The 24,499-nt window shown below is 59.0% G+C and carries 23 protein-coding genes and 1 pseudogene; 9 read left to right on the top strand and 15 right to left on the bottom strand.

Features of this window, described 5'->3' with window-relative positions; genetic code table 11:
* Positions 1–269: 269 nt before the first annotated feature.
* The 7 genes and pseudogenes from RUW20_RS13625 to traJ form a co-directional block, all read right to left on the bottom strand.
* Positions 270–611: pseudogene (locus tag RUW20_RS13625) on the bottom strand (transposase); the annotation flags it as partial.
* A gap of 127 nt (positions 612–738) precedes the next feature.
* Positions 739–3,372: a zincin-like metallopeptidase domain-containing protein gene (locus RUW20_RS13620; protein ID WP_313952780.1), complete on the bottom strand. Its 2,634-nt coding sequence runs from the start codon at positions 3,370–3,372 to the stop codon at positions 739–741.
* 5 nt (positions 3,373–3,377) lie between these two features.
* Complete coding sequence (locus RUW20_RS13615) at positions 3,378–3,641, bottom strand: protein TraD (protein WP_313952779.1); 264 nt, start codon at positions 3,639–3,641, stop codon at positions 3,378–3,380.
* 87 nt (positions 3,642–3,728) lie between these two features.
* Positions 3,729–4,265: a conjugative transfer signal peptidase TraF gene (gene traF, locus RUW20_RS13610; protein WP_313952778.1), complete on the bottom strand. Its 537-nt coding sequence runs from the start codon at positions 4,263–4,265 to the stop codon at positions 3,729–3,731.
* Positions 4,262–6,172 carry a type IV secretory system conjugative DNA transfer family protein gene (locus tag RUW20_RS13605; RefSeq protein WP_313952777.1) on the bottom strand — a complete coding sequence of 637 codons (1,911 nt, stop codon included), beginning with the start codon at positions 6,170–6,172 and terminating at the stop codon, positions 4,262–4,264. The genes traF and RUW20_RS13605 overlap by 4 nt, the downstream gene beginning before the upstream one ends.
* Positions 6,169–8,097 carry a TraI/MobA(P) family conjugative relaxase gene (traI, locus tag RUW20_RS13600; RefSeq protein ID WP_313952776.1) on the bottom strand — a complete coding sequence of 643 codons (1,929 nt, stop codon included), beginning with the start codon at positions 8,095–8,097 and terminating at the stop codon, positions 6,169–6,171. Before traI ends, RUW20_RS13605 begins: the two co-directional genes overlap by 4 nt.
* A gap of 36 nt (positions 8,098–8,133) precedes the next feature.
* On the bottom strand, positions 8,134–8,502 hold the full coding sequence (gene traJ, locus RUW20_RS13595) for a conjugal transfer transcriptional regulator TraJ (protein ID WP_313952775.1): 369 nt from the start codon (positions 8,500–8,502) through the stop codon (positions 8,134–8,136).
* Between the two features lie 328 nt (positions 8,503–8,830).
* Here traJ and RUW20_RS13590 point away from each other — a divergent pair, with 328 nt between their 5' ends.
* The 3 genes from RUW20_RS13590 to RUW20_RS13580 are packed head-to-tail and all read left to right on the top strand — an operon-like array spanning position 8,831 to position 10,382.
* A complete protein-coding gene (locus tag RUW20_RS13590; RefSeq protein ID WP_313952774.1) occupies positions 8,831–9,220 on the top strand; it encodes a TraK family protein in 390 nt (129 codons plus the stop codon).
* A complete protein-coding gene (locus tag RUW20_RS13585) occupies positions 9,220–9,945 on the top strand; it encodes a conjugal transfer protein TraL (RefSeq protein ID WP_313952773.1) in 726 nt (241 codons plus the stop codon). Before RUW20_RS13590 ends, RUW20_RS13585 begins: the two co-directional genes overlap by 1 nt.
* The gene (locus RUW20_RS13580; RefSeq protein WP_313952772.1) at positions 9,945–10,382 is read left to right on the top strand and encodes a conjugal transfer protein TraM; all 438 of its coding nucleotides are present in this window, start codon (positions 9,945–9,947) and stop codon (positions 10,380–10,382) included. Before RUW20_RS13585 ends, RUW20_RS13580 begins: the two co-directional genes overlap by 1 nt.
* Before the next feature lie 95 nt (positions 10,383–10,477).
* Here RUW20_RS13580 and RUW20_RS13575 read toward each other — a convergent pair whose 3' ends face one another.
* Entirely contained in the window at positions 10,478–10,825 is a 348-nt protein-coding gene (locus tag RUW20_RS13575) for a KfrB domain-containing protein (RefSeq protein ID WP_313952771.1), read from the bottom strand.
* A 263-nt stretch (positions 10,826–11,088) separates the two neighbouring features.
* The gene (locus tag RUW20_RS13570) at positions 11,089–11,973 is read right to left on the bottom strand and encodes a DNA-binding protein (protein WP_313952770.1); all 885 of its coding nucleotides are present in this window, start codon (positions 11,971–11,973) and stop codon (positions 11,089–11,091) included.
* Positions 11,974–12,434: 461 nt separating this feature from the next.
* On the opposite strand from RUW20_RS13570, the gene RUW20_RS13565 reads away from it, so the two are divergent.
* The 6 genes from RUW20_RS13565 (at position 12,435) to RUW20_RS13540 (ending at position 19,633) form a co-directional block, all read left to right on the top strand.
* On the top strand, positions 12,435–12,986 hold the full coding sequence (locus RUW20_RS13565; protein ID WP_313952769.1) for a hypothetical protein: 552 nt from the start codon (positions 12,435–12,437) through the stop codon (positions 12,984–12,986).
* A gap of 212 nt (positions 12,987–13,198) precedes the next feature.
* Positions 13,199–13,906, top strand: a complete 708-nt coding sequence (locus RUW20_RS13560) for a hypothetical protein (protein WP_313952768.1) — start codon at positions 13,199–13,201, stop codon at positions 13,904–13,906.
* The gene (locus tag RUW20_RS13555; protein ID WP_313952767.1) at positions 13,903–15,015 is read left to right on the top strand and encodes a hypothetical protein; all 1,113 of its coding nucleotides are present in this window, start codon (positions 13,903–13,905) and stop codon (positions 15,013–15,015) included. The genes RUW20_RS13560 and RUW20_RS13555 overlap by 4 nt, the downstream gene beginning before the upstream one ends.
* Before the next feature lie 5 nt (positions 15,016–15,020).
* Entirely contained in the window at positions 15,021–16,454 is a 1,434-nt protein-coding gene (locus RUW20_RS13550; protein WP_313952766.1) for a hypothetical protein, read from the top strand.
* A 486-nt stretch (positions 16,455–16,940) separates the two neighbouring features.
* On the top strand, positions 16,941–18,596 hold the full coding sequence (locus RUW20_RS13545; protein ID WP_313952765.1) for a hypothetical protein: 1,656 nt from the start codon (positions 16,941–16,943) through the stop codon (positions 18,594–18,596).
* On the top strand, positions 18,593–19,633 hold the full coding sequence (locus tag RUW20_RS13540) for a cytochrome c peroxidase (RefSeq protein WP_313952764.1): 1,041 nt from the start codon (positions 18,593–18,595) through the stop codon (positions 19,631–19,633). Before RUW20_RS13545 ends, RUW20_RS13540 begins: the two co-directional genes overlap by 4 nt.
* Before the next feature lie 3 nt (positions 19,634–19,636).
* Here RUW20_RS13540 and RUW20_RS13535 read toward each other — a convergent pair whose 3' ends face one another.
* The 6 genes from RUW20_RS13535 to kleE all read right to left on the bottom strand — a co-directional run bounded on the left by RUW20_RS13535 (position 19,637) and on the right by kleE (position 24,464).
* Entirely contained in the window at positions 19,637–20,119 is a 483-nt protein-coding gene (locus RUW20_RS13535) for a hypothetical protein (protein ID WP_313952763.1), read from the bottom strand.
* Between the two features lie 787 nt (positions 20,120–20,906).
* Entirely contained in the window at positions 20,907–21,779 is an 873-nt protein-coding gene (trfA, locus tag RUW20_RS13530) for a plasmid replication initiator TrfA (protein WP_313952762.1), read from the bottom strand.
* 83 nt (positions 21,780–21,862) lie between these two features.
* Positions 21,863–22,948: a ParB/RepB/Spo0J family partition protein gene (locus tag RUW20_RS13525; protein ID WP_313952761.1), complete on the bottom strand. Its 1,086-nt coding sequence runs from the start codon at positions 22,946–22,948 to the stop codon at positions 21,863–21,865.
* Positions 22,945–23,715 carry a ParA family protein gene (locus RUW20_RS13520; protein WP_313952760.1) on the bottom strand — a complete coding sequence of 257 codons (771 nt, stop codon included), beginning with the start codon at positions 23,713–23,715 and terminating at the stop codon, positions 22,945–22,947. Before RUW20_RS13520 ends, RUW20_RS13525 begins: the two co-directional genes overlap by 4 nt.
* On the bottom strand, positions 23,712–24,017 hold the full coding sequence (locus RUW20_RS13515; RefSeq protein WP_313952759.1) for a transcriptional regulator KorA: 306 nt from the start codon (positions 24,015–24,017) through the stop codon (positions 23,712–23,714). The genes RUW20_RS13520 and RUW20_RS13515 overlap by 4 nt, the downstream gene beginning before the upstream one ends.
* Positions 24,018–24,134: 117 nt before the next feature.
* Positions 24,135–24,464 (bottom strand): KleE stable inheritance protein, encoded by a 330-nt coding sequence (gene kleE / locus RUW20_RS13510; protein ID WP_169068720.1) that lies wholly within the window; start codon positions 24,462–24,464, stop codon positions 24,135–24,137.
* Between the last annotated feature and the right edge of the window lie 35 nt (positions 24,465–24,499).

Genomic DNA, 24,499 nt, shown 5'->3' with positions numbered 1-24,499 from the left:
TAGATCGTGCGAAGCCACGATCTGATCCGTTTGTTGGAAGAGCCCGGGCCGGAGCGCTGAGCGCTCCCTCCGCAAGTATTTTTTTGATTTGCCCCGGACGCATGAACTCCGGATGGCCGGGAGCGCGAAGTCCCGGAGCGCTGCTGGACAGTCAGCGAAGATCTCGCGAATCCGGCCGCTTTAGCGTCCCGGCCACCGAGTTCCGGGCGAGTGCGCCACGCCGCCTGGGGAAACTGAAGTCCCGTACGCGGCCGGACAGCGTAAGCGTCCTACGCCACGAGGTTGCTGATCGGTATTTCTGCAAGCGCAGCTCTGAGCGGCAGTAGCTTATTGATCCGGCTGTAAGGCCAGGCCGGGAGCTTTTCCAGCGTTTCCTTGAGCCAGGCATACGGCTCCAAGCCATTGAGCTTTGCCGTGGCCAATAAACTCTGGATCGCAGCAGCCCGACGACCCGCGCGCTTGGAGCCGGTGAACAACCAGTTTCGCCGCCCGATGGTGATCGGCCGGATCGCGTTTTCCACCAGATTGTTATCGATCGGCAAGTCACCGCTATGGGCGGTGCGGATCAATGCCGACCAGCGCTTCAGGCTGTAGTCGATGGCGCGCGCCAGAGGTGGTGGGCTGATGAAAACAGCTGATCTCTGGCACCATCGGATATCATTTCCTTACTTGCCTCGCGCTTCCCAAATCGGGCAAGCAAGCGTCATCGCAGCGCAACCTGCGATGACGCCATATCTATTACCCCACCTTCACCGCCCTACGTAACCGCTGCTCCCGTTTCTCAACCTGCTGTGGCAGCTCGACACTGTGCGCCTGGCAACGCTCGACCACGTCATCGACCACCGAACAAACCTGCCGCTCGATCCCTTCCCGCCCCAGCACGCTTTTGGTCGCCAAATCGTTGAAGTCGGTAAATCCCTTCGGGTTCGCGGCTTGTTCGCCAGGCGCGAAGATCGGTAGCAAGGCCTTGCCGCCAACCGCCTTGGCCGCTTCCTCGGCCTTGCTGCGGCCGGGATTTATTCCCTGGGTGGCTTCGAGGTGCCGATCGTCGTCGCCGGCGATCAGGATGGGCTTGTCCGGGAACTTCGCATGCAAGGCCTTGGCGACGGGTAGCAGGTTGCCCGAGTCGAAGGCGGCGACGGTCGCGAAACCCAGCGTCTGCTGCAAGCTGCTGGCCGTCGCGTAGCCTTCGCCAATGACCAGGGCAGGGGCCTTGGCCAGGGCGTCCAGGCCGCCGATTGCATGGAAGCAGCCTTCCTTGCGGCTGTCCTTGGCGAAGCGCTTGGTGCCGTCCTCCTGGATGTACTGCATCGTCCATTGCTTGCCGTCGGTGTCGGTGGCCGGGATGTAGGTTTCCCGGCCTTCCTTGTCCGTGAAAACGCCGGCCTGCGGCTCGATTCCCTTGGTTTGCATGTACGTGGTCGGTACGATAACCGGCAGCAGATGCGCCATCTGCTTGGCCACCCGCTGCGCCGTCTGCTCCTGCAGCCGCTCCTGCTCGGCAGTGCGCGCTTGCAGCTTTTCGGCCGCTTCGGCCTGTAGCCTGGCTTTCTGCTCGGGGTCGAGCGCGTAGCCCTTCGACTTCCACTTCATGTCGACGCCGGTCTTGTTGTTCTTCACGTAGCCGGCCGGGTGGCCGTCCAGGTGGCCCACGTAGAAGCCGGAACCGGCTTTCTCGCTGAGCTTCTCGCCTTCGACGCTGATGCGGTGTTTCTTGCCGTCCATCATCGGATGCTCGCCGCCCACGACGCAGCCGATCGAGCGCAGCGCCTCGGCGAACTCGTCTCGCGGTGACATGGCCGGCCCTTGCTGGACATGGACGTTCTCCGGCAACCAGCGTTGCAGCCGGCTCTTGTCGGCGTTCACGGCGGTAAACCAGGATTTCGCGGCCTTATCCCACAAAGCGCCGGCGGCCTTGGCTGCGGCGCGTTCGCCGTAGGGAACGGCGAGATACTGGCGCTCCTGGGTGCGCTGCTTCTCGGGCTTGGCCTGACCTTCCGGGGCCGCGGTGTCGGCTTTCCGTGCCCACTGGGCGAAGGGAGCGGCGTCCTTGATGCCTGCCGGAAGAAACCAGGATTGTTCCTGACGATCCCAACGTGCACCCAGAGCCTTCGCCTCGTTTTTCTGGTGATACGGCACGTCGAGATAGTTCTTTTGCGCCGGCTCGGTGTTGTTCGCCGCCGGTACCGACGGCTTCTCGCTCTCAAGCTGCGCGATACGCCGTTGAATATCGGCGTCGTTGAGCACGACGGCCAGGTCAGCCGACTTGCGCGCCTCTCTTGCGGCGGCAATCTGTTCGTCGGTGCTGCCGGGATCGCGGCGGACCCGCTCTTCCTCGAGTCGTGCCAGGTCGGCCGCCTGCTCGTGCGCGTTGGCTTCGCTCTGCGTCAGGGTCTGCATGGCTGCCTCCTGGTTTTCGCTGTCGGAAATGACCGGCGCGATCGCTTCCTGGCTCTGCTCGGTGCTCTGTTCCTGAACCTGCTGTTGCTCCAGAGCCAGCACATAGGCGTGGATCTTCTCGGCGTCCGCGGCCGCGCGGAAGACTTCGAGTGGATCGTCTTTCAGGACCTTGATCCACGTTCCGACATAGGCCGCGTGCTGGCCGGGATCGTGGCCGATTCCGAGCTCATCGCCCATGATCATGCTGGCAATTTCTGCCCGCAGCTCTTCCTTGGCATAGGCCTCGCTGCCGAAAGGATGCTCCAGGTCACGAGCAAGGCGTGACGGGTGGCCTGTCCAGTGTCCCAGTTCGTGCAGCGCTGTCGCATAGTAAGTGTCAGCGCTGGGAAACTGACCCTTTTCGGGGAGGTGGATGCTGTCGGATCCCGGCCGGTAGAAGGCCCGGTTTTGCGGGCCGTGCTGGATCAGCGCACCAGAGGCCTGCAAGATGTGTTCAACCCGTTCGAGGGCATTCCATTCCTGCTCCTTGCGCGGCTGCAGCGGTGGCAGGCCGTCGATCTGCTCGGCGTTGAACACGGTGGCAAAGAACACCCGGGGCCGTTCCAGGCGAACATCGTCTTTCACCGGCTTTCCCTGGGCGTCGAGTACAGGCTTGCCGGCCTCGTCGGTCTTGGCCTGTTCTTCGCTGAATTTCCAATACTGGATCGGCGTCCCTTTCTCGCCCTTGCGCACCTGCGCGCCGGCAGCCGCCGCCTGCTTGTAGGTCATCCAGCGTTGATCGGTGCGGCCCTGGCCCAGCAACTGGATGGCGTTGATGCCGCGATAGCGCTTGCCGGTGGTCGGGTTGATCGGGATGAAGGAACCCGGCTCGCCCGGATGCCACGGTCTTTGCCAGGGCGCGGTGCCTTGTTTCAATTGCTCGATCAGTTGCTCGGCAACCTGTTCGTGAAATGCTTTCTTGGTCTCGGCCATCGTCCTTACCCCTTCGCCTCGGTGGTGGCGGCCGGCGCCGTGGCATCGACCAGGTCGATATCGCTCTCGACGGCGTCCTGTTCGCTCAGGGCGTCCTCGACGAAAGCGCCGGCCTGTTCGGCTTCTTCGGGATCGAACTCGGCTTGATAGCCAGGGGTCATCGCGTCGGCGAGTTTCTCGTACAGCACGGCGGCGGCGTTGGCCGTATCGCTGACCGTACTGTCATTGGCGGCTTCATCGGTGGGCAGAACGGTGTTCCGGGTAGTCATGGTCTCTACTCCTTGGATTGGCTGTAGGCAGACCTGGTCTTGGCCAGGCCGGGCTTTCCTGCGATGAACAAGCTCATGAATTCCTCCTCACCACGTAAAAACGGGGCGGATGACGCCCTTGATTTGCGAACGATCGATCGGGCCGAAGTAACGGCCATCGAAGGAGATGCCGCTGACGTCCGACATCAACAGCAGTTCGGAACCGCTCAGCGTGAAGCGCTCCGCCTGAAAACGCGGCAGGGGCCGGCCAGCCGAATCGGCCTCGATCGGGGCGCTCAATGGCAGCAGTTCGCCATTTACGCGCACGCCTTCGGCGGTGATGCTGATGGCGTCGTTTTTAGCGGCTAAAACGCGCTTCATCATGTAGCCGTACCCACCGGGGCAGAAGCCGGCGCCGATGTAGCCCCTTGCCTTGGCCTCGTCGAAGACGCCGATTTGCGGCGGGCAGAAGATGACGTAAGCGCCTTTGACGACGGGATCGCTGCTCAGCCAGTACACGCCGACCGAAATACTCCGAGTGCTGTTGACGCGCGCGCCGCTTGCGTAGGCCATTGCACCCACCAGCAGCACGGCAACGCCGGCCACGGCAGTTGCCACGCTGACGCGCTTGAGGAGGCGCTTCATATCGTGATGGCCTCTCCTGCCGACACCGCGTGCACGTGCAGCAGCTTGTCGCTGTTTTCCGGCGCCGGGATCGCGGCGCGTGCCTGGAACACCGGATCCTTGAAGTAGAGCGGTTGCTTGCCGTAGATGGCCGGATAGCCGGCCACGTACACCACCATGTCGCCGGCCTCGTCGATGTCGCCCATGGCGTTCTTGATTGCGCCTGGCATGCGCAGGCACTCGTCGGGAGTGAGCAAGGGCCGCTGCACTTCCTGAATGGTGCGCGAAACCTGGCCAAGCAAGGCACTCGTGCGGCGTCCACTGGTAGTGACTTGTTCCTTGGCGACGGTGGTTTGCCCGGTCAGCTTCGAAAGGTGCTCGGCCGTCTCTACCCGGTTCGGCGGGTAGGCGGTTTGAACGTGACAATTGGAGGTGATGCTTTCGTCGTGCCCGTAGCCGGTTTCACGGCTCTTGAGCTGGTTGATGTCCTGGCAGATCAGGTAGCACTTGATCCCGTAGCCGGCCACGAAGGCCAGCGACTCCTGCAGGATTTCGAGTTTGCCGAGGCTGGGAAACTCGTCCAGCATCAGCAGCAAGCGGTGCTTGTAGTGCGCGACCTGGCGGCCGTCCTTGAAGTCCATCTTGTCGGCCAGCAGGCGCACGATCATGTTCACCATGATGCGCACCAGGGACCTCAAGCGAGCCTTGTCGTTGGGCTGGGTGACGATGTACAGGCTGACCGGCTGCTCGTGGTGCATCAAGTCGCGGATATGGAATTCTGACCTACTGATGTTGCGGGCGACGATGGGATCTCGGTACAGGGCCAGGTAAGACTTGGCGGTGGACAGTACCGACCCGGCTTCTTCGTCGGGGCGATCCATCATGTCGCGAGCAGCCGATCCGACGGCAGGATGGTTCTCGCCGTCTATGTGCCCGTAGGTGCGCATTTCCATCCACAGCTCGGCGATGTCCCGGTCGGGATCGGCCAGCAGGGCATCGACGGCCGGCAGGGTCGCCGCCGTTCCCTCGTTCCTGGCCTTGTAGAGCGCATGCAGGATCACGCCGACAAGCAATGCCTGGCCGGTTTTCTGCCAGTGCGATTCGAGGCCTTTGCCGTCCGGATCGACGATCAGGGTCGCCAGGTTCTGCACGTCGCCAACCTCGTTTTCGGTACCGGTGCGGATTTCGTCCAGCGGGTTCCAGCAAACACTGCCGGTGGCGGAGGCTGGCTCGAAGCGCAGCACCTTGTTGTGCGCGTGCTGCTTGCGCCAACCGGCGGTCAGTGACCAGAGCTCGCCTTTGAGGTCGGTGATGACGGCGCTCTCGCCCCAGGAAAGGAGAGTCGGCATGACCAGGCCAACGCCCTTGCCGGAACGGGTCGGCGCGTAGCACAGGACATGCTCCGGGCCGTTGTGGCGCAGGTAACGCTGCTTGCCCTGCTTGTCCAGCCAAGCGCCGACATAGACGCCAGCGCTTGTGGGCAGCGCCTTCCCGGTGAGGATCTGCCAGAAGCTACGCGGCCGGGGCAACAGCCCGGAAGCCTCGATGTCCTTCACGTTCGCCCAGCGTGCTGAACCATGCAGGTACGGGTTGAGCTTGGCCGAGTTCGCCAAAACCATCTTGGTGACAGCCAGGCCGAGCAGGCCCGCAGCACTGACGGTCATGCCGATACCGCCGGCGCGCATGATGGCGTCCGGGTACTGGCCGTACCACGTACCGACCCAGCCCAGGATCGACCACGGCGCATACACGTGGTTGAGGTGAGGACCAAGTACCGCCTGGTACTGGAAATCGTGCGCAAAGAACTGAGTGGCGGACTGCAGGCCCGCGACCAGCGACGCAACACCCAAGGCTGGAATGATCTTGTCGGCCTTGGGTTTCGGTGCGCGTACCTGCGGACCGACGGCGTTGTTGAATTTGTCTTTCACCTGCTTCGCCCTTTTGTCTTGGTTGAACCCGGCTGGGTGACGGTGACGGCATCACCGACGACAACGCGCTTCTGGCGTTGTGCGGACGCTTCGTCAATCGGCATCCCCGGAACTTCCTCGCCGCGTTTCAGCAAGGCCGGCGATTGACCCTCGCCCTGGCAGGTGCCGGCGGCAGTCTCCGCCCCGCTTTTATGATCAGTATATCGTATGTGGTTCTTTATATCGAAATGTAAAGAACGCCCCTGGTCACGCTTCTCGATATGCTTCCCGGTCGCCGACATGGCTGGCGAAGCCACTCCTGCCCGGGGAACATCCGGTCGCGGCCCGTTATCCACCTGCTCTTCCTGTTGCTCCTGGCGATCACGCCCCCCAGTGTTTGCTTCGCTCAAGAGCGCTTGTCGACGCCGCTCCAGGACGACGTCTTCAAACGTGAGGGGAAGGTTTCCGATCGCCGCTGCGCCGGCGACCTGCTCCTTGAATTCGGCGCTGCCGTTGACCGTGATGCGGTCCCCGTACCGCTCCATCGCCATGCGCAAGGCAGCCTGCAGGCCGTCCTGGGTAACTCCCCGAGAAACCTTTAGCTTCTCGCCATCGTCCCTGACCGCCGACGAGCCAACCCGGTAGATGATCGTTCCCGTCTTGGTGATGCCGTCCTGGCGCGCCTCGGCTTCCTGGTCCACCTGCTGCCCGCCTGTGGCTGCCAGCGTGTTTCCCTTGAGACCCTGCGCAGCATCGCGTGCGCGCAGGGTAGCCAGCGCCTCGCGATCTCCGTTGGTGGCCTTGCGGCGCAACCAGTCGGCCCAGGTCTGGCGCCGGCACTTCTCTTGAATGACCTGCCGATCCTTGAGGTACTGCTTGCTGATCTTCTCGATTTCGTCCCGGAGCGTCTTGCTTGCGAGCGCATAGAGTGCCTTACGGCCAACACCCGGGTCACCCAAAAGCTTGATGGCGGCCCGCTTCAGGCGACCGCTCCGCTTGGCGGCTTCAATCAGGCGATTCTTCCGGTCACGCGCCTGTGCCCAGGCAAGCGAACGCGAAGCGCCGATGTCCTGCTGCTCGGCTTTGTACCTGGCGTACAACTCGACCGTATCCACCCGTGTCCGAACCGGGCGCGGCTCGTACTGCCGTACCGGCTTCACCGCCTGGTTGGCCGTCCACTCCGCTGAAGCTTCGAAAGGGCCAAGCCGGCCTTCGAGCTTGCCCTTGGACAACTCGCGGGCAACGGAACTCGCCTTGACGACGGTTCCCGACTGGTCGGCAATGATCAAGCCGTTGCCGCGAGCCCGCAGTTCCAGGCCGTTGTCCCGCATCACTTCATGCAGCTCTGCCCAGGACTGCGCGGCCTGGATCTCCTTCAGGCATTCGCGCTGGATCCAGCCAAGCAGGCTTTCAACGCCTGCATGACGTTCCATATCGGCAGCGCGATTCTCCGCACCGCGCTTCTGCGCCTGGTGGTTGTCACGCTCCAGGCCGTAGTCGAGTTCCAGCCGCTCGCAAAGCTCGCCCAGGATCTTGTGGTCGTTGTAGGGCGTGTGGATCGAATAGCGCGTGGGGTGAATCTTGTTGATCGCAATATGGATGTGCAGGTTGTCGGTGTCGTGGTGAACGGCACTGACCCGCTGATGATCGCCGTAGCCGAGCGCCCCGCAAATTCGCGCCTCGATAGCATTCAAGGTGATTTCGTCGGGCTCGTCGCCGCGGAAGCTGACAATCAGGTGATAGGTCTTGTCGGACTCGGCACGGGTGTTCTGAACCTGGGTGTTGATGACCTCGAGAACCGCCGCGTCCGGCCGGTCTGACTGGCAATTCGTGACAGTCACGCCGCCAACGCGCTCGGCTTTCTGCTGCGCGTTGGTGATGTACTTCACCAGTTCGGCGAAGTCGCTCTTCTTGACCGACTTCATGGGCACTTGCTTGGCGATCATGCCTGCCCTCCCGGCGTTTTAGCCGCTAAAATTTTCTCAGTCAGCCCTGGGCCTGACCACCGTCCCCATGACGTGAATCATCTGGTCCTGCGTGGACTCGATTCGAGCGAGCACCGCCCGGATGGTGGCCTCGCCGACCGAAGCCAAACGAGCGTCGTCGGTCAGCCAGAGCTTCAGCAGGCCGCCGAGTCGGCCCAGGTCCCCATTGATCCTCGCCAGCTCTTCCACCTGCTTGTTGTCCACGATGCCGCGCACCTGGTAGCCAATGCCGACGTTCAGCAAGAAGGTCGACAAGCTCAGGCCAGTCGCGGCTGCATTCGCCTGGATCTGGTGCCGCTCTTCGGGCAGGCAATACACCTTGATCGGCGGACTGCCTTTGCGCGTTGCCTTGTTTTCCTTCTCCATCGTTCCCCCAGTTGTGGCGGCAATAGCCGGCTGCCTCGCAGAGCAGGATGTCCGTTGAGCACGAAGTGCGAATAAGGGCTTCGTGAAGAAGGACGACCCGCCTGCGGGTGGGCCTACTTCACATATCCTGCCCGGCGCTACAGCGTTGTTACGCCAGAAGTAGCAAGGCACAGCGCGTTGCCGGGGCGTTGTTGCAGCGTTGCCGTACCGTTAATTTCGATATATCGTATCATTGTTGAAGACGAAAACCGACCCGAAGCGGCACAAGCGCGGGCTCATGTCGGTGCGTCAGGCGGAAAAAAGACAGAACAATGCTTACGAGGCGGTCATGACGAAGAACTTGTCGGCGCGCATCGCAGAACGCGCAACCAGGAAGAAGCCGTCCCGTAACGGGCAGAACCGGGCGACCTTCCTGGCCATACGGGGGGACGTCAAACAGGCCCTCGATGACGGCTGGCCGGTCAAGACAATCTGGGAAACCTTGCACGAGGAAGGCAAGGTTTCCTTCAGCTACCAGGCTTTCCGCGGCTACGCGAATCGCCTGATCCTGTCGTCACCAGCGAGCAGGACAACAGTACCGACGCCGGTAGCTACCGACTCATGGATCGGCAATCAGCACGGCCAGGCAACAACGCAGGCAACCGAGAAAAACCCGGAGGGGCCGGCGACAAGCGGCTTCACATTCAACAGAACACCGAAGAAGGAGGATCTACTCTAATGGCCAAAATTCACATGGTCTTGCAAGGCAAGGGCGGCGTCGGCAAGTCGTTCATCGCGACGGTGATTGCGCAGTACAAGATCAGCAAGGGACAACAGCCCCTGTGCATCGACACCGACCCGGTGAACGCCACCTTCCACGGCTTCAAGGCGCTGAACGTTCGGCTCCTGGAAATCATGCAGGGCGACGAAATCCAGACCCGCAACTTCGACACCCTGGTCGAACTGATTGCGCCGTCGAAAGACGACGTGATCATCGACAACGGCGCCAGTTCCTTTGTACCGCTGACGCATTACCTAATCAGCAACCAGGTGCCGGCGCTGCTGCAGGACATGGGCCACGAAATGGTGGTGCATACCGTGATCACCGGAAGCCAGGCCCTCCTCGACACTGTCAGTGGCTTCGCCCAGCTGGCCAGCCAGTTCCCTGCCGAAGCCCTGTTCGTGGTCTGGCTCAATCCCTTCTGGGGACCGGTCGAGCACGAAGGCAAGAGCTTCGAGCAGATGAAGGCCTACACGACAAACAAGGCACGGGTGTCGGCCATCGTGAAAATCCCGGCGCTCAAGGAAGACACCTACGGCCGCGACCTGAGCGACATGCTGCAGGAGCGCCTGACTTTCGACGAAGCCCTGGCGATGGACTCGCTGACGATCATGACGCGGCAGCGCCTCAAGATCGTCAAAGGGCAATTGTTCAGCCAACTGGATAGCGCGGCGGTGCTGTGATGGCCGACCAAGTCGAAGAGTTGATCAAGGAAATCGCGGCCAAGCACGGCATAGCCGTCAGCCGCGATGACCCGATCCTGATCCTGCAAACAATCAACGCCAGGCTGATGCAGGACAGCGCCAAGGCTCAGCAAGTCATGCTTGATCAGTACAAGGAAGAACTGGAAGCCCTCGCGCTGCGCTGGGGAAACGATGCCAAGGCCAAAGCGGAAAGGATCTTGAATGTGTCCCTTGCGGCCAGCAAGGAGGCAGCAGCGAAGCTCATGCAAGAAGGGGCGAAGGAGGCGGCGGCTTCCGTGCGCGGTGAAATCGATGTGGCGCTGCGCCGCGTCGCCGGCCCAGTTCGCGACGCCCGGAGAATCAGCGCCTTGAACGTGGCGGCGTCGTGCATCACGTGTATTGCGGCAGCGATCGCCCTATGGGCTGCCGTCCATTGAATGCAAACCTGCCGGCGCCGCGCGCACGCCCGATGTCGTCGAAGGCAAGCAAGGCTGGGCGCTGGGAGCCCTCGTTCTTTAGCGGCTAAAGGGTGTCATCTGGACAATCCACGGCTCAAATGCGCCGCCAAGACCGAGGCAGCAACCGCCCTGCCCTGGTCGTATCTGATGCTCGCGTTGCTGCCGCTTTCAGGCACCTTGTCGAAATCCGACCGAGCATGCTTGATGAAAGTCTTACCGACCTGCTGAAAAACACTCTCTTTGTCGGCGTACAGGACCACGCCATCGTGGGTCTTGGTCTTGTCTGCGGGACTGGCTAGATACAAGTTGTAGATGCCGGGCTTGACGGTTCCGGCTCTGTCGACCTTGTCGTTCTGCCACTGCCCTTCCTGCTCATGCTGAACGATTCGTTGGCCGTTCATCACAAGAAGGCGCTGTTTCATGGGTTGATCCTATCCGAGAGTGCCGCCACATGGCTGTCAGGTAGAGCGGCGTGCACAATGAAGTTCACTACCTGCAGGTTAAAAACAGCGTGCAAGTCTAATACGATAGGTCGCAGTTGGAAACTACGAAGAAACAACTATTCGTTTCTAAACAGACCGTTACGCGGCTTTTCGCGAGCCGTCGAGAAAACGAAAGTCGTCCAATAACTCATTGACTTAGCATCTTCAGAGGTGGCTTTCTGATGGATGCAAGCGCTTCGACTTTATCGGTCTTTGGGGATCTCATTTTCGGACGTTGTACCGGCTACCCGCCCTGTCTTGACGGCTTCGAGAAGACCGCGCTGCTGCTCCTTCAAGGCCTCAACCTGACCTCGCCAGTTTGAGGCTTCCTCGCGTGCCTTTCCGACCTCTTTGCGCGCTTCGTCGCGCTCCATCTGCGTCGCGGCAAGACGCTCGGCAGCTCGATGCGCCTCCTGGGCGGCGGTCTTCCGCTGTTCCTGATGCGCCTCCTCGGCAGACTCGGCCTTGGCCCGGAGGGCTGCAACCTCGCTGCGCACCTGCGCAGCGTCCTGGTGGGCAAGGTCCAGCTCTGCCCGCAAATCCGCCGCTCGACGATCAATTTCGATAGCCCGCTGCTCGGCTATGGTCGCCCGACTTTCGGCAGCCAGCTTGGCATTCACCGTTTCTTGAAGCTGCTGCGCGAGTTCGGTCGATCGCGCCTGCTCGGCGTGATTCTGGGCGCTTAGCTCCTCGATTTGCCGGCATGCGGTCTCCAGCTCGGTTGCCTGGGCGTCATAGGCATCGCCAAGTTGCTTGTTGAGCGTTTCCGCCTCGGCCCGCTCGGCTTCCCACCCGGCTTGCGCAGCGCGCAGCGATTCGTTTGCCGTGTCTTGGGCGGACTGCCACAAGGCGGCCAGCGCCTGGCTATGAAGCTGATGGACAGCATCCGGAACAGTGATCGCCACCGGCGCCGCCTGGGCAGTCTGCGCACGTCGCCACTGCTTCATCGCGGTAGCGGCATCGTTCATGTTGACCTTGGACGCCTTGCGGACCGCATCCACCGTAGGAAAGGATTCCCGGCCGGCCTGCTCATAGAGCGAGTCCGCAGCAGAGAAAATGCGGTCGCGGGTGTCTTTGTTCAGTTCCATGTGCGGCGGCTCCTTCGGGGTCAAGCGAAAAAATAACGATAATTGTAATCTTCTTCTTATTCTTCTTATTGATCAAGGTTTACGGGGCAGAGGTACGCCGAAACCGAGAGCACAGTCGAACGTTGGTTATTCTGTGCAGGAGAATGCGAGGGCGTTTGCGACGGTTGTTGGCTGGCGGCGCGGGATGAACTGGTGGCATTCTTATGCAGCGTCGGTTACCTCATCCAGAAGCTGGCGTTCGGGAAAACGCCCTTCTTCCGCCGGCCAGCCACGCAAGCGGATCGACTCGGTCTCTGGAGATCTTTTTTGAGCTATATGCGGATGAAATTGTGGCCTGTCCCCGGTTACACCAATCTGCCACCGCCCGTCGACCGGTAGTTGAGAGAGCTTTTGGGGCGGCAGATAAACGCCATTCGTTAGACGTCTACGATCAATTTTCGCAACTATTCGAGGCCAATTCCATGTCAATTCCTGAGACTACCTCAAACAAAACGAGGAACCCACTCTCCTCCCCCCCCCTCAAGATGCAGAGCTGGACGGATAAAGAAAAATTTAAGTATGAGACTTGGCGGACCATCGCGTTCGCGGTAGTCGGCACGGTTTGCTTAATGCTCATCGTCAAGCCAATCGAGAAACTTGTTGACTACAAGGCGGCGATAGCTGCTGAGCGGCTAAAAATTCAAGCCAAAGTGGTAGACGACTTTCTGATCGCAGCGCATAACTACACAGCAGTCGGCTATGACGCGTGCATGGGTCAGGTAAAAGATCTGAGCACGCTCAAGGATACGGTGGTCGACGCTTTTGACTCGACGCGGCGGCGTATTAGCGTCTATTTCCAAGACACCGCCGAACTTAAAGATCTACTGACTCAGGTTGAGGGGCTGCGCGGTGAATTCTGGGCGGAGTGCCGAGTTGGTAGCAGCAACAAAACGAGGTGGGAGCCAATTCGCGTCAAGTTGGAGAAAACCAACTATGAGCTTGGAACCGTCGCACTGAAGTCAATCGGCCTGTAGGGTGTTTGAAGTAGAAAACCATAATCACATGATGGACTAGTGGTTGGCTGACACGACCCGTCGGATCGACTAACTCCGCTGTTGACGAACTCCGGACCAGAGGACGACGCAACGGCTGCGCGGTGCGTAAAGTGGATTGTAAGCTGCAACCGCCGTACTCCGTTTCCGCGAGCAGTCCGTGCCGCCATAAGGAGGAGGTAATTTACCTTGCAATGTTCGCCACCGTCGCACAATACTTACACACTCTTCATGGCCCAAATATTCAGTTTGACCATGTAGGTGAAGATATGGCGCGAGGATTCAAATCCGAACGATCGAATCGCCTACAGACTCAGGGAAGGGGGTTTGTCATGATAAGAACAACACGAATCGCGCTTGTATGCGCACTCGTAGAGAGCATTGTAGGATGTGCCGGTTACACAGCGCGGCCAGTAGCGAACGCTGCCGAGGACGCCGCGGCCGACGGCATCCGCTACTACGAGATGGCGCCATACCTTCTGATCTATGCGGACGGCAAGGGCGGCATCACCAGCAGCATCGAGATGATGCCGGATACGTCGCGCAGGATGGTGATGGACCTGCACGCTTTCGCTGCAAAGAACAATACGACCTTGACCTTCGTCAACGGCGTGCTCACCACATCCAAGTTCATCGTGGACAATACCGTCGTTCCGGCCAGCATAGTTGGTACGATCAAGACGCTCGGCCTCGCGGCAATGAACAACGCCGCCATGAACGATCCAGGCTCGGGCACCGTGCGCCAAGTGCCGGCTCCCTATCTCTTCAAGATCGTTATCGACAAGGACGGTACGCGGCTGGTGGGCGGCCAAGGCGTGGACGGCGACAACAACCCAGTGACTATCCAGGTTACCGTGACCTCGGAAGCGGCCAGTGCGACCTCGCTGGGAGGCCAACTGTGAGCCGCGCCGCAACCACTGACGTCCTGCCCCGCGTCCATTTAGCACTGATCGCAGCCGTCCTTGTGGGCGCCGGTTGTACCACGACGCTCGATGGTCACCCCGCTACCGCTGACAGTCAGGGCCTGCGCTACCACTTGCCCGCACCTCACATTTACATGGCACCACAGTCTGACGGCAGCGTGCGCGCGCAGGTGAAGTATCTTCCAGACCCTAACAACACTTACACGCTCAACCTCAACTCGTACCTCACCAGCGCGACGTTCAACGTTGAGACGAAGGACGGCATGCTGACTACCGTCAGTCTCGACACTGATTCTACTGCCATGTCCGTGGCCGGTGTGCAGGCGGCCACGGAGATTCGCAAGGCGCAGATCGCCGCCGAGCAGAGCGAAGAGAAGGCGCGCAAAGCGCAGGAACAGGCAAAACAGGAGGCTGTCAACAATGCAGATGAGACTGCACGGGTGCAGCGCGAGAAACTTGCTCTGCTGATCGACAAGCAAAAGTTTTACACCGCCCACCCAAAGTTGAACGACGAGAAGACGCGTCTTGATCTGGAGCTTGAGATCTCTCAGGAACGGCTCAAGCTCGAGCAGATGGAGCGCCGGCTCGGGCTCGTGCGTGCGACACCGAATGGCGCCTTCAATGACCCCGGCGCAACGGCTATTGTCGGTAAAGCTTACGGTCCGGTGTTGTTCCGCGTGCTGCCGGTAGGTGAGGGCGTGAAGCTGGTCGCGGTGGAAGCGCAGGCGGTCCTTGACGCCACGGCGGGGGGGCCCGCGGCCGCGCCGGCCGTAGGCGGGCTCGTTGCTCACCCGGATCGCTTCGAGATCAAGCGCGCAGATACGCAGCACGAGATCGTAGTGCACTTCAGCCATCCGGTCACGGTGGATGCCAACGCGAGCCGGCTTGTGCGTCCGTCCGAGAGCGCCACAGCTGTCGTTATCGCTGGCAACAAGCTCAAGATCTCAGCTGCCTCAGGGAACACAGAGGTGATGGTCGGCCTTCCGAATACGCTGCCGCCCGGCAACTACCGGCTGGATCTCATCGTACAGCGCGATAGCGGCGAGCGGAAGATGGTTAGTTTGCGGGTCAGCTGGCTGGAGAACTGAGAGCAATGCGCACGGTAACAATTGAGTGCCACATCGGCAAGTCGAGCGACACATTCGAGACGCCAAGCGGCTTCCTAGGCGACGTCAGCTTCTTGCGTGACCATTTTTTCGCTGGCTCGGACGGGGTCATCAATCTTGTGCCACGCAACCGCATCCCCGAGGGCCCCATTGTCGGTGCGCAAGCGCAGGTGGTGGATGCATTGGACCTGCATTTTGCGGTAGAGCGACTCGCAGCGAATCCTCCCGGCGCAACACGGGTCTCACGCGTCGCGCTCATCCTGGCGAACTCATACCGGCCGCGCAAAAGCGTGTTCGGCGTTATGTTCGATCGTGGCCAACCGACGAAGGATGACCCTAACGACGCCCTTGAGTTCACTGCCACGCCACGCGAGGGGTGCGCGATCTTCGTCGACGCCATTCAGCGGTTGCGGCACGATCCGATTGAGTTTGACAAGGAGGTCGAGTTTACCACCGTGCACGAATTGGGCCACCTATTCAATCTGGATCACCTCGAATCGCCGCCTTCGTTCATGGCTACGAGCCTTGTAACTCGTAGCCATAATTTTGACCACTTCCAGTTCACACACGGACAGCACGGCTGGCTGGCAGAATGCGCGACAAATCGGTGGGTCTATCCCGGCGGTTCGCCGTTCGTTCCAGTGTCGGCGGAGAACACTCCCTGCCGACGGCCAGTTGTACACAGCGAAGCTCCAAAGGTGGACCTACGCATCGGCATCGAAAACGCCGTGTTCGCGTGCGCGGCCCCGGTGGAGATGGACGTGACCTTAAGCTCTGCAGCGGACAGTGCGCATGTCCTGCGCATTCCCGATCGCTTGGATCCTGGTTATGAAGAATTCATAGTTTGGATTACCTACCCAAACGGCAACCGGTGTCGCTACCGTTCGCCCCGCCGCTATTGCAGCCCACAGGTTAAGCTCACGCTAAAGCCAGGGCAATCGATCGCCCGAGACATCAGCATTTTTGCCGGAGCTGGTGGTACCACATTCGCCACTCCAGGAATTTACCACCTACGTGCCGAATTTGATCTAGGCACCCGTGGCCGTGTGGTATCCAACGAAATTGTTGTCGAAGCCGTGGCCAACAGGCGGCTGCTCACTCCCGAGCGTATGGCACTTTTGCTTGACCCGTCGGTGCGCTCCTTGCTCTACCACCGCCGCGACAAAGGGGGGCGCAATATCCTGCCGCTGCTACGCCATCATCTTCAGGCAGATCCGCAAGGGGTTGGCGCGAACGACATCCGGTATGCACTGGTGCGTACGCTCTACGGCCGGGGTATGAGGGCTACAGAAGCGCAGGCCGTGCGCGACGACATCGAGCTGATATGGAGCATACCGGGCACACTGGGTCGGCGCCAACTGCATCACCTGCAGACCATGCACCAGAAAAGTATCAGAGACTCCAAACGGCCAGAGCCATGAGTGGTGAAGACGTTGCAGCGCTATGTTGCGGACGACATAAAACAGTTCAAGACGATCTACGGCGCCGTGGTTTTCGACTGCTAGATATTTGAGTGCAGCTACGGAGCTCAGGGTAATGACGGCTCGCTCTGGCTGGAAACTTTTGTTGTAAACCGGGTCATAAACTCATTAGTGTCATGTTGCATGCAGTGTGAAACATATAAACCCTGTCCACCTCAAGGGTTTCACGTTGTTTTCAGGCTATCAAAAAGTCTCATCAAGAATTCAGCAGTACACTAGGCTAAAGCGAGCACCTCAGGTGGCGGTTGAACCTGTACATGTGCGCCGGACATGGCGCGTTACTTCGTTGGTGTATCCGAAGGAAAGAAGGAGGGCAAGGTTGTCGCTGCGAGACGGAATCTAAAGGAAGCTTAATAAAAAGCTGTGTGGAGATGAACAAGAATCCCTGGTCGGCGTCGTGTGTAATACATACAGGAGGAGTTCATTATGAAAAAGGTCGGCAAGTTTATCTTTCTGCTTGGCACCGTTTGCGGAAGCTGTTTTGCAGCGTCGCAAGCGGTTTTGGGTACCCTGCCGCAGTCTCCAGTTGAAGGTGTTGACCTTGGCATCGCCGACGACGAGACGTTCTCCCGCCCTAGCTCTTGGGGCATGAACGACGACTACACGCCGGAGACTCGTTTGGCGGCTACCGAACGTGTTCTCAGTAATGACTTTAACGGCCCTTCCAGCAGACCTGGAATCTCGATTGCTTGGCGTAATGCTGCACAGGTAGAAGAGGTTGAGGTCCGGGTTCGTAACCTTGGAAATAAACCAGGAGAAGGCCGCATTTATGTGGTTGTTCTAGATGAAGAAGGACTGCCCCTCCTCTCTCTTCAACCTCCCGACGAGTTCAAGACCATCCGCATCCCGGCGTTCGTAGATGGCGGGCGCGAAGGCAAGATTCTTCGGATGCAATCAAGCCGAGAACTGAACAACATCATTGACCAGTTCGACCGAACTCACAAGCGATACGACGTGCGCGCGGTCGTTGAGACTGTTGGCACCAAGGATGCAAATCCATTTGACAACGTCAAGACCAAATCTTGGAACGTTGAACACCGGGTGGAGCCAGGACGTTTGGTGGCATTCAATTATGTGTATAAAAACAACGAGGACAAGCCAGTTACTGTTAAATGGCAGTTCGAACGAACGCACTACCCGAAGGGTTGGCAGTTGCAAGGTATCCCAACGCAAAGCACTCCGTTCGTCATACAGCCGGGTCAGATGATTAACGGCACGCTTTCCATGAAGGCACCGGCCGCCATTTCGGAAGGGGTCTTTCTAGAGTCGCGATTGAGCCTCGTTGACGTGAATAGCGGAACGCCTTGGCAACAGAAGGAATGGTTCCTAGCGCATGATACGATTCCTCCAACTGTCGCTGACTATCGCTTGGTGGCTACTACGGACCACCGCATATCCATTCAGGCATTGGTTGCGGACCAAGGTTCTGGAGTCAAGGAAGCCACTGGCGTAACAACCCAATATTCAACCGATGGCGGCCTTACGTGGGCGGAAAAGGCACACAATTACAAAGCTGGAAACTTTGTGGTTCCGACCCTATTCGAAGTGTCACTCGGACCATTTGCGTTAGGAACTAAGTTAGAGCTGCGGTTCACTGCCGAGGACACAGTCGGAAACGCGACGACAATTATCCCAAAGGATGCATCTGCAATTCGTGCACCTGCTGGCGCAGAAAAATTACTGGAAATGGGCCATGTCTTTCCTCGTACACAACCGAACGCACTCTTCTATCTGGAGCCAGGTAATAGCGACATTAGCGTCGTCGCTGCCGAGTTTGCGAGCAGGATGCGGAGCGATGCTCAAATGGATCCTGTGCGCGTAGAAGAACTGGAAGGCCTAATCAGGAACATGCGGGTTTCACCTCAGGGTAAGGCAATGCTTCAGGAGAGTGTCAAGGCGATGGCGGCAATGCCTTCGCGTGCCGCAGCCGCTGCTAGACTCCAAGACTTACTGGCATCCATGCCTGCTGAGGAAATATCTGCAGATGCAGGCAAGGTCGTCACTCTTGAAATGAAGCGAGTTATCGCTCCAGGCGCATCAGTCCTCGGGAATATGTCTACTCTGCAGCTGACAGTTCAATGAGGTGGGGTTTCACGGCAGTCTCGCTGTTTTTCTTGGCCGCCGCAACCGGTGCTGAGTTGACGTACCGCGTCAAGCGGCCCTTAGGCCTGATTGAGCCGGATATTCCAATAGGGCGGCCTCTAACAGCTGCGGTTGTGGACTTGGGAGGTCGTCTATTTTTCGAGACGAGGCTTTCGGCATCTGGGAAGACTAGTTGTGCGAGCTGTCACAATCCGGCAAGTGGCTTTGCAGACTCTAAGGCGGCAAGTATTCGAGACGACGGTAGCTTCACAAACCGCCGAACACAGTCTGTCCTCAATGCCGGATACCTGCCAACAACCATGTGGGACGGCAAGTATCGATCGCTCGAAGAACAGGTGTTCGACACCTTCCGTGTCGGCGGTGACATGGGGCAGCCCGTGGAAGACGCTGTTGCTCAGATTCGAAGTGACGCTGACTACCAAAACGCGTTTAGGCGTGCGTTTGGGACGAAAGAGGTCACAGCGAAGAGGCTCACGGAGGCAATCGCTCAGTACGAGCGAAGTCTGACTTCAGGCGACTCACCGTTTGACCACTACGTTTTCGGGGGTGATAGGACTGCCCTCACCGTCGACCAGGTGAAGGGTTTGGATGTCTTCTCATTGCGTGGTGGATGCTTGAACTGTCATGACGTGTTCCATCCACAGTTCAACCCACTCGGAGGCGGTACCGCTCTCTTCACCGATTTTCGGTTTCACAACCTTGGTGTAGGGTACAAGTTTGGTCGCTTTCGTGACGTTGGGAGGTTCTCGATCACAAGGGATCCGTCGGATCTGGGAGCGTTCAGAACTCCTTCTCTCCGAAACGTCGCACAGCGTGCTCCGTACATGCATGATGGAAGCTTGAAGACGCTGGAAGATGTGGTTGAGTTCTATGACAAGGGTGGAACTCCGAACCCAAATCTATCGCCTTCCATTCGTCCAATCTTTCTAACGTCCGAAGAGAAGCGTTTTCTCGTTGAGTTTCTGCGCGCACTATCAAGCCCCGCTGTGGTGGAAGCGGCCCGCAGCGCTAACTAAGCATCACGCATAGAATTTTCGGATAACGCCACTCAAACCGGGGGTAAGTTCATTCAGACACTTGAGTGCTGCCGGTTCGGAAAGAAGGGGACTCGTTGCAGAAGGGGACGCAGCCCACCATACTTCGACCGGCACTTTGGTCAACTCGTGCCGGCCATTGTCCATGTGACGTTCCTCCACCTTGTCTAGAGCTCCCGGCAGAAATTTCGATGACAAGGAGACGAGCGGTAAGAACGAGTTCTGGTGGACAAGGGTGACTTTGCCCTTTGCCAGCTTGCAGACAAGAATGTCCTTCCGGCTTCGAAGTTTTTGTAGCGCGTTGAAAATGGCAGAGGAGTCTTGCAGAGACCACCAAGTACCGGAGAAATCGGTCCCAACGATGTGTCTCACCAACGACGGTATAAGTAAGGTTTTTGCTGCTTCTGCTACGACTTGGTGTGCCCGGATAAACTCAAGCAAGTTTCGCTGAGAAGTGTTGTATGTCATGTTTCCTCCCAGTCGTCCGCAAATAAGGCTAAGGATATCAGTGTACGTTGAAGTTGAGTCTTCATGAAGGCGCACCATTAGGTGATTGCTGCTCGAAGGCTCGTTTCTGGCAACGAACGGTAGTTGATGGCCTGCTCCAGAAGAAACGATAGAGGGCATTTTTTCTTTGGAGTTCAATCTTGAAAGTGGTGGATGTGCAAGGATTTTTAAGGCCGGACCTAGGAGGAGATGTTTAGAAATACGGCGGGGGAGAGAGCCCTTAGGCGGAGATAAGACAGGGTGTTTTTGGTTATAAAAGGTTAAAAGATGGTTAACGGCCGAGGAAAAGGCCTAAAAACCATGAAAAAACAAATGCGTAGGAAATGAGCGCCTGCGTCATCTGTCACGGTTGCATGCGTCATCTGTCACGGGTTTATGCTTCATCTGTCACGGTTGCCGCGGCGAAGTTGTCGATTTCATGCGTCATCAGTCACCAAACATGCTTCATCAGTCACGTTTGGTGACGGTTGAGTGTATCTGGAGCGATGTGTAGAGAAGGTTATCCACAAGGAGGGTTGGCAGACGGGGTTTTGACGCCAAAAACCGTGACAGATGACGCATGGGCGACTAGTTTGCCCTGCGTCATCTGTCACGCTGCCTGCGTCATCTGTCACGCTTCTGTGGATAACTTGGCTCTGCGGGTATCTGAAGGGGGCTTGGGGACAGGTGCTTTGGCAAGCCGTGACAAATGAAGCATGGAGATGGGACAAGGGCTTGTGCGCCCGGGTGGTGTGCGATGACCGTGCCGTCATTCGTTGACGACGTAGATGCTGTCGTCGGTATGTAGCTGCACGCACTTGGCAATGCCACTGGCCTCGATCTCCGCGCAGGCCTCGCGTGCTGTGCGCCGCCACCCGTAGACGGTCTTGCTCGTTGATCCGCACATTTCGCGGAACCTGTCGAGTTTCAGGGGGAAAGGTTGCTTGTGGCTTTCGATGTAGTCCGCCAGGCGGCGGGCGACGGGCGACAGGGAGCGGTAGGTTTCCCAGGAATGATTGGTGAAGGTGTTGCCGGCGAAGAGCACGATCAGGTTGGGGTCAACCCAGACGCGGTATTGAGTGAGCTTGCCTTCAGCGTCGTTGATGGCGCTGTACTTGTCGATCAGCGAGATGGCGCCACTCTTGCCATAGGCCTTATCGTTCAGGACCAGCACTTCGTTGGCCTTGAGGCGAGAAATGCATTCGCGGACCTTGTCGTAGTAGCGCCCATTCTTGGCCCAGCCGAGGTCGCGGACCAGATCCTTGACGGAGAACTCGAAGGGGTCACCCAGAGGCACGTGCTTGGCGTAATGCATGATCTGAAGCCAGACGAGTTCGTCATCCTCGGCCCTCAGTTCGATGCCGGTATAGACAAGCGAAATGCCTTGGCCTTCGTGCAGGTGGAACAGCTTCTCGTGTTGCAGAACCCGCCGGGCTTCCCTCTTGTTGCGGGCGGTGAACAGCGACGAGCGGGCGTAGTCGTTCGGAATGAAGCGCTGGCTGTCGTTCAGATCGGGAAGCAGCAAGTCCAGCTGGAACGGCTGGTGGGGGTCGATGCCCCGCTTGTCCAGGTAAGCGTCGCGGCGAAGCTTGTCAAACTTCCCGGAAATCTGGTCTGTCGGTACTTTTTCGCCGGTTGCCATATTCTCTTACTCCCTCTTTCTTCCGTTGACCTTGCGGCTTGAAGTTGCAAAGACGCAAGGCTGCTGGGGTATCCGAACCCTGCTTACCCTTCCACGAGTGCTACGAGCTGCACTTGCGAAAGATCGGCCATGAACTCCTGTCCGTCATCCTCGTATTTCAACAAGGCGTAGCCTGCGGCCGGTGGCCGGCGATTCAGGAGCAGGCGGGCGGGCCGATCGTCGTGTCTGACCTGCACGATGGTTTTCTTCAGCTTGTCCAGGTTGGCTTCCTTCGGAGCTTTATCGTGCTTGTCCGCGGATGCGTCCGGAGCTTGCTCGGCAACGGCGTTTTCATGGTCGCTGGCTTCGTAATCGCTCTGGGCGGCGGGAGACTCATCGATCGGGTCGTCGTCGGCGGCAGGGGCGACGTACTCATGCTTGCGTTTGTCTTCGAGAAACTCGCGCAGCAGCTTGACCGATCCGCGTGCAATTTCCTGGCTCTCGTCGGCCAGCCACACGCTTACCTCCTGGGGTCGCTTCTTGTGCGCGGTCACCAGTTCGTTGATCACCGTCACGTCACGGCACCGCCCCGAGTTGAACGCGATGGCAATTGGGTCCGGCAGGTCCAGCAAGGTCACGTGCTGCGACACAAAGGAAGCGGACTTGCCAAGCTCCTTGGCGATTTCGCCCTTCTGCTTGCCCTTGGCCAGTTCGCGGCCGATGAAATCGGCAATCTCGCGGGGGGTAAGGTCGTTGCGTTGCAGGTTCTCGATGACCTGGTCGGCCTCGTTGTAGTCGTTGTCGATGAACGCGGGGATGCTGGTCTTGCCTGCCAGTTTTGACGCGCGGGCGCGCCGCGCTCCGTGGTTGATGATGAAAAAGCCGGATGCCTCGGGATTCTCACGCACGGAAATAGGGGTCTTGACGCCGCGCAAACGGATCGTGTCGGCGAGTTCTGTCAGGCTTTCCGAAGAGAAGCCCGGGTTGTCCTTCGTTCTCGGTTGGTGCGGATCCTCGGAAATCAGATCGAGCGGCAGATCCAGTGGTCCGGAAGCATTCCCGCTGGCTTCCGGCTGGTTCAGGAGGCCCGAAAGATCGCCGATGTTATCCAGGCCCAGTCCAAACGCCGGTGGCTGCGCCTCGGGCTGCTTCTTGGCCTTCTTGACGGTGTTGGTGGCGGCGGTAGTCATTGTGCAATCTCCATCTTCTCGAAAACATGAGCGGCCAATGCGCGGACTTCCTGCGCGGCCTTGCGAGCGGCGGTCTTCCTGATCTTCCAGACCGGCACGCCTGAAGCCAGGGCATCGGCGATACTGCTGCGAAGGCCAATTCCGGCCGGGATCATCAGTTGTGGATAGGCGTTCGCCAGCTCTTGCAGGTGGCGACCATGGCGCGGGTTGCGGCCATCGATCTTGCTGGGCACCATGCCAAGGAACTTCAGGCCGGGATTCGCCTTGCGGACGTTGGCAATGGCCATGACCATCTTCTTGATCCCCTGGATGCTGTAGGCCTCCAACTCGATCGGCGAAAGCACATAGTCGGCCGCGTAAAGTGCCGCGGCCATGCTGACACCAAGGGAAGGCGCGGTGTCGATCAGGCACACGTCGAATCCGCACTTGGCCAGTGCCTTGACGTTGTGCGTGAAGCTCGATGCCACATCGGCCATCGTCCGCTTTTCCATGTCGGCCAGTGGCGCGTCGGAAGCGATCAGGCGTACCAGCGGGCCTTCTGGCAAGTCCTTGAAGCAGGCACGTACCGCGTCGCCGTTCGTCGAGAACATCTGGCTTGCCAGGTAGCCGCTCTGGAATTCCTGCAGCGTATAAGAGGCATTGGCCTGGGTGTCCAGGTCGATCACGGCAACTCTCAAGCCGCGTTCGAGGAAGTCAAACGCAAGGTGAACGACGGTTGAAGTCTTGCCGACGCCGCCCTTCTGATTTGCCGTGACGAGTGTTTTCATTTAGTGGGCTCCCGTTTCCTTGTGGCGTCCTCGGCCCACTTTTTCACAATGAAAGCCTGGTGTTCCGGCAATACTGCCGATACCCGCTCGTAGCCCGCCGGTAAATTCTTTGCCTGGTGTGCGGACCACACCCGGTCGACCGCTTGCGATACCGCGCCCCTGGAGAGTCCCAATTGCGCGACAAAGTCCGCTTGTGGCTTGCCGTCGATCAGCACGCCGCGGGCGATCTCCAGTGTCTGTTCCCCTACTTTCAGCCCCTTGACGGCCTCGTGGAACTGGCCTTCGGTCAGCCGTTTTTTCATGGATTGCACCCATTTCTTGCTCCGCGCCAGGATTGATCAAAAGGCGGTGACAGCCGCCATTCGTGAGTTGCCGGTCAGCCGAACGGCTGTCGTCCGGGAAGGCCAATTTTTTAGCCGCTAAAATTTGTTGCCTTTCGGCTTGTACAGAGAAACAAAGCAGGTAAGCGAGGTCAGCACTGCGAAATGAAGGGTAAACGTCCAAACGTCATGAACGTCCGCCCTGCCCCATTGGTATATCATGCGAAACAACTGAAAAAATACGTCGATCGACAGAACCCACTTCAATACCGGCCACACGAGGACAATGGCAACCCAGATGCCTTCGACCAGGCCGGAAAAGATGGCTTTTCCGCGGATCCCTTCAAGGTACTTGGGAGCGATCCACGGCCGAGCCGCACGGGGGACGGGGGAATCGAGACTCCGGGGGAACTTGATGATGCTCGCCATTGATTGACCCTCCATGCGGTCGCATGTCTAATGCC

Origin of the sequence: Accumulibacter sp., from assembly GCF_032229525.1 — a bacterium.
In the GTDB taxonomy this organism is placed as follows: domain Bacteria; phylum Pseudomonadota; class Gammaproteobacteria; order Burkholderiales; family Rhodocyclaceae; genus Accumulibacter.
The sequence above is the reverse complement of the archived record's forward strand: the minus strand, read 5'-3'. Positions and strand labels throughout refer to the sequence as shown.